Source organism: Macrococcoides caseolyticum (assembly GCF_002902665.1).
GTDB classification, from domain to species: Bacteria; Bacillota; Bacilli; order Staphylococcales; family Staphylococcaceae; genus Macrococcoides; species Macrococcoides caseolyticum.
The window spans coordinates 1-406 of sequence record NZ_PPRM01000035.1; the positions used below are offsets into that span (position 1 = coordinate 1).

1 protein-coding gene is annotated in these 406 nt (G+C 40.6%); it reads left to right on the plus strand.

Translation table 11 applies throughout. From position 1 onward, the window contains the following. Nucleotides 1-45: 45 nt before the first annotated feature. Nucleotides 46-406: plasmid mobilization protein (locus CD152_RS06290; RefSeq protein ID WP_103214532.1), on the plus strand; the 361-nt coding region annotated here is incomplete at its 3' end.

Below are 406 nucleotides of genomic sequence, written 5' to 3' on the forward strand. Positions count from 1 at the left end.
ACGAATGAATATGAGCTATTTTTTACAGAATGGAGGGACGAACAAGTGAGCGAGGCAAAGAAAAAATCAAAGATTATTTCTTTCCGAGTGAACGCAGATGAATATGATGTGATCGCTGGTACAGCTTCAAGTGCCAACTTGAACATCACATCATATTTAAAGGCGCGGGCATTAGGAGGGAAGATTCATCGTCCACTGATGAAGTCAGAGGATATTCAGAGTATCTTACCACCACTTTCAAAATTATCCGGAGAGATCAGTAGGGTGGGGAACAATATGAATCAGTCGACACGTGCTTTAAAAGCTTTAGCACGTGAACCCTATATTGGTGCTGTAGAATTGAATGCGATTAAAAAGCTGACAGAAGAATTTCAGGCATCTCAGCATGAATTTGAACGACTTCAGA